This is a genomic window from Mahella sp. (assembly GCF_020054945.1).
GTDB lineage: Bacteria > Bacillota > Clostridia > Mahellales > Mahellaceae > Mahella.
This window is the reverse complement of sequence record NZ_JAIHAU010000065.1, coordinates 1-7,064: the sequence shown is the minus strand read 5'-3', so window position 1 is coordinate 7,064 and position 7,064 is coordinate 1. Positions and strand designations below refer to the sequence as shown.

The 7,064-nt window shown below is 43.5% G+C and carries 6 protein-coding genes; all 6 read right to left on the bottom strand.

The window, feature by feature from the left end:
• Positions 1-3 precede the first annotated feature (3 nt).
• Positions 4-1,548, bottom strand: a complete 1,545-nt coding sequence (gene rny, locus JG770_RS10160; protein ID WP_363321000.1) for a ribonuclease Y — start codon at positions 1,546-1,548, stop codon at positions 4-6.
• Between the two features lie 259 nt (positions 1,549-1,807).
• The gene (locus JG770_RS10155; RefSeq protein ID WP_291958575.1) at positions 1,808-2,986 is read right to left on the bottom strand and encodes a peptidoglycan DD-metalloendopeptidase family protein; all 1,179 of its coding nucleotides are present in this window, start codon (positions 2,984-2,986) and stop codon (positions 1,808-1,810) included.
• A gap of 27 nt (positions 2,987-3,013) precedes the next feature.
• The gene (gene ftsX, locus JG770_RS10150; RefSeq protein ID WP_291958573.1) at positions 3,014-3,904 is read right to left on the bottom strand and encodes a permease-like cell division protein FtsX; all 891 of its coding nucleotides are present in this window, start codon (positions 3,902-3,904) and stop codon (positions 3,014-3,016) included.
• Positions 3,891-4,580: a cell division ATP-binding protein FtsE gene (ftsE, locus tag JG770_RS10145; protein ID WP_291958570.1), complete on the bottom strand. Its 690-nt coding sequence runs from the start codon at positions 4,578-4,580 to the stop codon at positions 3,891-3,893. The genes ftsX and ftsE overlap by 14 nt, the downstream gene beginning before the upstream one ends.
• Positions 4,581-4,596: 16 nt before the next feature.
• Positions 4,597-5,697, bottom strand: a complete 1,101-nt coding sequence (locus tag JG770_RS10140) for a helix-turn-helix domain-containing protein (protein WP_291958567.1) — start codon at positions 5,695-5,697, stop codon at positions 4,597-4,599.
• 103 nt (positions 5,698-5,800) lie between these two features.
• Entirely contained in the window at positions 5,801-6,916 is a 1,116-nt protein-coding gene (ugpC, locus tag JG770_RS10135; RefSeq protein WP_291958564.1) for a sn-glycerol-3-phosphate ABC transporter ATP-binding protein UgpC, read from the bottom strand.
• Between the last annotated feature and the right edge of the window lie 148 nt (positions 6,917-7,064).

The window sequence follows — 7,064 nt, the reverse complement described above, 5'->3', positions numbered from 1 at the left end:
CCCTTATTTTGCGTATTCTACAACTCTGCTCTCGCGAATTACTGTAACTTTTATTTGTCCAGGATATTCTACTTCTTTTTCTATACGTTTGACTATCTCGCGGGCCATCCTCATGGCGTCCGCATCGTTTATCATTTCGGGTTTTACTATTATGCGCACCTCGCGCCCTGCTTGTATGGCATATGATTTATCCACACCTGCGAATGAATTTGCAATTTCTTCGAGTTTTTCCAAGCGCTTCAAATAAGCTTCTATAGTTTCTTGCCGAGCTCCGGGTCTGGCCGCTGAAATAGCATCAGCGGCTTGCACAAGCACCGCTTCTATGGAGTTAGCCTCTATATCACCGTGATGGGCTGCTATAGCGTGTATTATTGCCGGACTTTCCCTATACTTCTTGGCTATATCTATGCCTATCTGAACATGAGGGCCTTCCACCTCATGGTCGACAGCTTTGCCTATATCATGCAATAAACCCGCCCTTTTCGCTATAGCAACATCCGCTCCTAATTCAGCCGCCATGCCGCCTGCTAATAGAGCTACTTCTATTGAATGCTTCAACACATTTTGACCGTAACTGGTCCTATACTTTAAGCGGCCAAGCAATTTGATGATCTCAGGATGCAGATTATGCACCCCTACCTCAAATGCTGCTTGTTCGCCTTCTTCTTTGATCTTTGCATCCAATTCCTTTCTGGAACGCTCTACCATTTCTTCTATGCGTCCCGGATGTATCCGTCCATCTACTATAAGTTTTTCCAGAGCCATCCTCGCCACTTCGCGCCTTATAGGATCAAAGCCTGATAATATAACCGCTTCAGGCGTATCATCGATTATGAGATCAATACCGGTAGCCGTCTCCAGCGCACGTATATTTCTACCTTCGCGGCCTATTATACGACCTTTCATCTCATCGTTGGGCAGCGGGACTACTGAAACCGTAACCTCCGGTACATAATCGGCAGCGCATCGCTGTATAGCATCTGCTACTATTATCCTTGCCCTTTTCTCGGCCTCTTCTTTGGCCCTGTTTTCTATATCCCTTATAAGTGTTACGGCATCGTGCTCCACATCTTCCCTTATGCTGGCTAACAGCACTTCTTTGGCCTGCTCGGTCGTCATCCCTGACACACGTTCTAATTCGGCTAATTCGTTTTTATGCAGTTGTCGGATCTCTTCCTCTAACTTATCCAATTCCTTTTGACGCTTGTTTAAGGTTTCCTCACGTCGATCCAAACCATCAGATTTTTTTTGAAGAGCATCTTCTCTTTGAAGCAACCTGCGCTCCATACGCTGATTCTCGTTTCTTCTTTCACGACTCTCTCTTTCAAATTCACTGCGCAGCTTGTGGATCTCGTCTTTAGCTTCAAGTAAAGCTTCTTTCTTGGCTGCTTCGGCTTCTTTCTTAGCCTCATTTATTATATCCGCAGCCCTTTCTTCGGCTTTACCGATTTTAGCTTCAGCTATCGTTCTGCGGTAGTAATAGCCGCTTAATATCCCAATAGCCAAACCTACTACTATATATAGGATATCCCACAAGCTAGATTCTATAATGCACACCTCCTAATCCATCAATAAAATACACGAAAAATTAATCTAATCTCTCTCGCTGTTTTTATGATTCTCTTTTCGGAAGAATATCTTCCTATTATAATATTATACTGTATTCCATTTTTACAATCAACAGCAATTCCATCTTCAAACCTGAAAATGCATAAGGCCCATTGTAGAATTAACGTAGCATATGTGTATTATGCTACGTTAATTCTACAATGTATTGAATATTATGTCAAGCTGGAAATAAAATCTATTACTTGAAATACTGCATCGGATCAGTCGGCACGCCGTTAATGCGTACTTCAAAATGACTGTGCGGTCCGGTTGCCAATCCGGTCGCACCGACTCTGGCTATTACCTGTCCCTGCGATACCTCCTGGCCAACGCTCACCAGCAGCGATGAATTATGTCCATAAAGCGTGGATATCCCGTTGCCATGGTCTATTATCACAGCCTTCCCATACGCACCGAGCCAGCCGGACTGTATGACCACTCCTCCGTCGGCAGCCACAACGTTCACACCGCTTGGTGCTGCTATGTCAGTACCTGTATGTAACTTACCTACGCCTAATACGGGATGTACTCTATAGCCAAACGGTGATGATATTCTCGAATAACCCGGAACAGGCCATGTAAACCGACCGGTAGCCACTATCGATCCGCCCCTGCTGGGAGTACTCTTCTGAGTCTGAGCCTTACGTTTTGCCTCCTCCTCGGCCTGAAGCTTCCTTATAACACCCTCGAGTTCCTTTGATTGGGCTTCCATCTCATTCAGCGCTTTTTCATATGATTCCTTCTGCTGCTCTAAATCAGCCAAAAGCTTGTTTTTTTCGGTGCGCTTGCTTTCTATATCTTTCTTTTCCTCAACAATGAGCTGCTTCTGCTGTTCTATATGTAATTTTTGTTCTTCGATGGCTTGTTTTTTTTGGGCTATATCATCTTGCAGCTTACGCATTTGCGTCAAAAGGTCGTTATCGCTCTGAGTTATTTTAACGGCCATCTCCACTCGCATTATGAGATCACTAACGCTTTGTGCCGATAATATCATCTCCAGAATGCTGGACTGATCATTCATATACATGGCACGCACACGGCTATCCAACAATTGTTGCTGGTGTTCAGCCTCTTTTATGGCCTGCTCCAATGCTTTTTCGGTTTCCTCAAGCTGCTTTTCTGTCTCATTCAGATCCGCATTAGCCTTGTCCAATTCGGCCTGCTTTTGTTCGAGCTGTTTATCGAGCTTTTCCAACTGGACGCTCACATCCTGTTGTTTTAATTTCACATCTTCTAAAGCATCCTGCGTGCTTAACATATCCTGCTCTACGTCTTCCAGCTCTTCTTTTTTATCGTCCAATCCGGCCGCCATAGCCGGCACCGTCACCCCCAAGATTAAGACCATCGCTATAAGGATAGCTATAACCCTTTGCATCATTCAAATCCTCCTGTAAATCTCTCCTTCTTAAACTTTCAGATAACGCCTTATCGAAACGGCACTGCCTATTATACCGGCTACAATGCCAGTAACCATTATGATAAGCATTGCTATATTCATAGCATCATTTACTGGTATAAAGTTCACCATGTTCAATATGCTGCTCAGTTTACTCACAGCAAAATCATAAAGCATTTTTAAAAGCGCTAACGAAAGTATAGAGCCTGTCAGACCTATAACCGCGCCTTCGATGATAAATGGCCAACGTATAAACCAATTGGTCGCTCCTATGTATTTCATAATATTTATCTCGTTGCGCCTGGCGAATACGGCCAAACGGACGGTATTCATTATTATAACTACAGCGATTACCAATAATATACCTACTATAATCAAGCCCATCCAACGCACTGCGGTGACCAATCTGTTCAACGTATCAGCAACCTCACTATTATATTGAACCTTTTCTATCCCCTCCCTTCCATTTAGAGCATTTACCACGTCATCCGCATAAGACGGCTCTTTAAGCCTTACTTCGTACGACCTTGGCAGCGGATTATCCTCAGCGGTATAACCTTCCAGATAATCGCTTTGATCTCCAAACTGCTCTTTCCACTTTCCAAAGGCATCGGCTTTAGAAATATATCTTACATCTGCGATACCTTCCATATTTCTAAGTTCGCCATCCAACCGCTCGATCGCTTGGTCAGACATATCATCCTTCAAAAATACTATTACTTCCAAACTGGATTCCATATCGCCTATGACATTGCTTACATTTAAGCCAAATACTATAATACTGCCCAACATGAAGAGGGCTATAATGATAGATATAATAGCGGCCATGCTCATAGCCTTATGCCTGAGAATACCGTTAAATCCCTCTTTAATATAATAGCCTATGTTACTTAACATCATCTAAATACACCCCTTTTTCCTGATCGCTTATCACCGTTCCTTTCTTTAAGATTATAACGCGCTTGCGCATCGCATCGACTATTTCCTTGGCGTGTGTGGCCATTATAACCGTTGTACCTCTGCGGTTTATTTCGCTTAAAAGGTTGACTATGTCCCATCCGGTATCCGGATCCAGATTACCGGTCGGCTCATCAGCTATCAATACAGGCGGATTATTGGCTATAGCGCGGGCCAATACCACCCGCTGCTGCTCGCCGCCCGAAAGCTCATTGGGATAAGCATAAGCTTTGCTGCTAAGATTGACCAAGCTTAACATAAGCGGCACCCTGCGCCTTATCTCTTTTGAAGGTGTGCCCACCACTTGCATAGCAAAAGCTATATTATCGTACACATTCCTGTCGGGCAACAACCGGAAATCCTGGAATACCACACCTATATTTCTGCGGAAATATGGTATTTCCTTGCGTTTTAAAACAGTAACATTCTTATCGTTTACAAATATATCTCCGCTTGTAGGCTCTATCTCTTTCAGCAGCAGTTTTATTATAGTAGTTTTGCCAGCCCCGCTTGGACCCACCAAAAACACAAAATCCCCTGCTTTTATATTTATATTAACATTCGATAATGCCGTAACACCGTTATCATAAACCTTAGAAACATTAACCAATCGGATCATCAACTAAAATAGCCCCTTAATTTTTAATATATCCCAAGTACCTTCCTATCATCAGCCCCAGTTTGAATGTCACTGCGTCATCGAAATTGCGCAGATCCAAACCGGTATATTTTTGGATCTTGTCCAGCCTGTAAACCAGAGTATTTCTATGTATATACAATTGTCTGGACGTTTCGCTTAAATTCAGGCTATTTTCAAAGAGTTTCTGCACCGTTTGAATCATAGCTTCGTTTAAGAAGTCAAATTCTTCCCCTTTAAAAACCCTATCATAAAACTCTTGGCATTTTTCGGGCGATATATTGAACAGCAGCTTTTCTATGAAGAGTTTATCATAAACATATAGGCCTTTCTTGCCGTTATCAAATGCTCTGCCTATATCTATGGCCTTTTGCGCCTCGATATACGATTGCCTTATCTGCATGATATCATCTTTTATAGAGCCCACGCCTACTATTACATTTACAGAAAGCTCATTGAGCATGCTCTCGGATATGGCCGATCCCATCTGTATAAGATCATCGTCGGCCGAAGCCTCATCCTCTTCATCCTCAACAGCTTTTACAAGTACTATATTCTTGGTATCCATACGGATTATCATATCCTTATGCGAGCGAGGAAAGGCTTTGGACAATACACTGTACACCTCGTCCTCTTTATCATAGGCCATTATCAGATACACGCAGCGTTTGAGCTTGCGCTCCACCCTAAAATCATCGAGATATACAGGCACATCAGCCGGAGGAACCTGATCCAGCAAAAGCCTATGTATGAACTGTTCCTTTGTAAGATGCTGCTCGGGCATCTTATCATACAGTTCTAACAAAGCCTTAAACAAATAGCAATACCGGCGCACAGCCTCGCCCTGCCCGTCCATACGTATATATAACGGCTTATAGTTTGACAGAGAAACAGCATAATAAGATACGCCGTCCCTTACCATAAACCCGGCCTTGGCTATAACATCTCCTTCAGTCTGCACGATGTTATCTATAGCCCTTATTTGGTCTCTTCTGCTGCTCGCCAGGATATTGCCGCCGGTTTCTATCAGGCTTATCGGTATAGAAAGATTAAAAGCCGCATCCTCGACAAGCTGCTGCATTTGTTTATTGGTTAACATCACATCACCCTTACGCGTATTATATCATAAACCTGTAAATAAAAAAAGCAGAAAAATTATCCTTGGGGATATTTTCTGCTTTTTTATTTTGTGCTAAAAAGCGTTATCTATTCAATATGGTTTTTTCGGTTTCTTTATCAAATAAATGTATTCTGTTCGGGTCTAATGCTATCTTTATTGTATCACCGGCTCTTGCAGTGCTGCGAGGATCGACGCGCGCTATCATATTATTGCCTGCTACCGTCAGATAAAGCAATGTCTCGGCACCCAACAATTCCACCACATCGACGGCGGCCGTCACTACCGCATCGGGCACGCTGTCTATAAATACCTCTTCATCGTGCAAATCTTCCGGTCTGATACCCAGCACTACCTCTTTGCCTATATATGAATCATCGACCAATTTCTTGAGTTTGCCCTCGGGTATCCTTATCTTTTGGTCGCTAAACGCAGCGTATACGGCACCGCCTTCTGATATAAGCGTAACATCGATAAAGTTCATTTCCGGACTGCCTATGAAACCTGCGACAAACAGATTAGCCGGAGAATCGTAAAGATTCTGAGGAGAATCGACCTGCTGTATAAAGCCATCTCTCATAACCACTATCCTGCTGCCCATAGTCATAGCCTCGGTCTGATCGTGCGTAACATATACAAACGTCGTGCCTAATCTTTGATGTAGCTTAGTCAGCTCGGTTCTCATCTGAACCCTCAATTTAGCATCAAGGTTGGATAATGGTTCGTCCATCAAGAACACGCGCGGCTCACGAACTATAGCGCGGCCTAATGCCACCCTCTGCCTCTGTCCGCCGGACAAAGCCTTCGGCTTGCGGTTCAACAGGTGCTCGATATCCAGTATCCTCGCGGCCTCTTTAACACGCCTATCTATCTCTGTCTTTGGCGTTTTCCTGAGCTTTAAGCCGAATGCCATATTCTCATATACGGTCATATGAGGATACAAAGCATAGTTCTGGAACACCATGGCTATATCGCGATCCTTAGGGGCCACATCGTTTACCAAGCGCTCACCGATATACAGTTCACCCTCGGTGATCTCCTCCAAGCCAGCTATCATTCTTAAAGTTGTAGTCTTGCCACAGCCAGACGGTCCTACCAATACGACGAACTCTTTATCTTCAATATCCAAATTGAAGTGGCTCACTGCGGTTACACCGCCAGCATATACCTTGCTTATGTCCTTTAATACAACACTTGCCATTAAGACCCCTCCGTCCTTTTTATTTCCCGCATCGATTACGGGCTGGCATAATAATTCAACGCTATTATTATAACTGTATATACCGCTTTAAGCCATATATATTGTTCACAAAATTTTGTCGATTCTTTTTAGCCATATTGTATAAGCC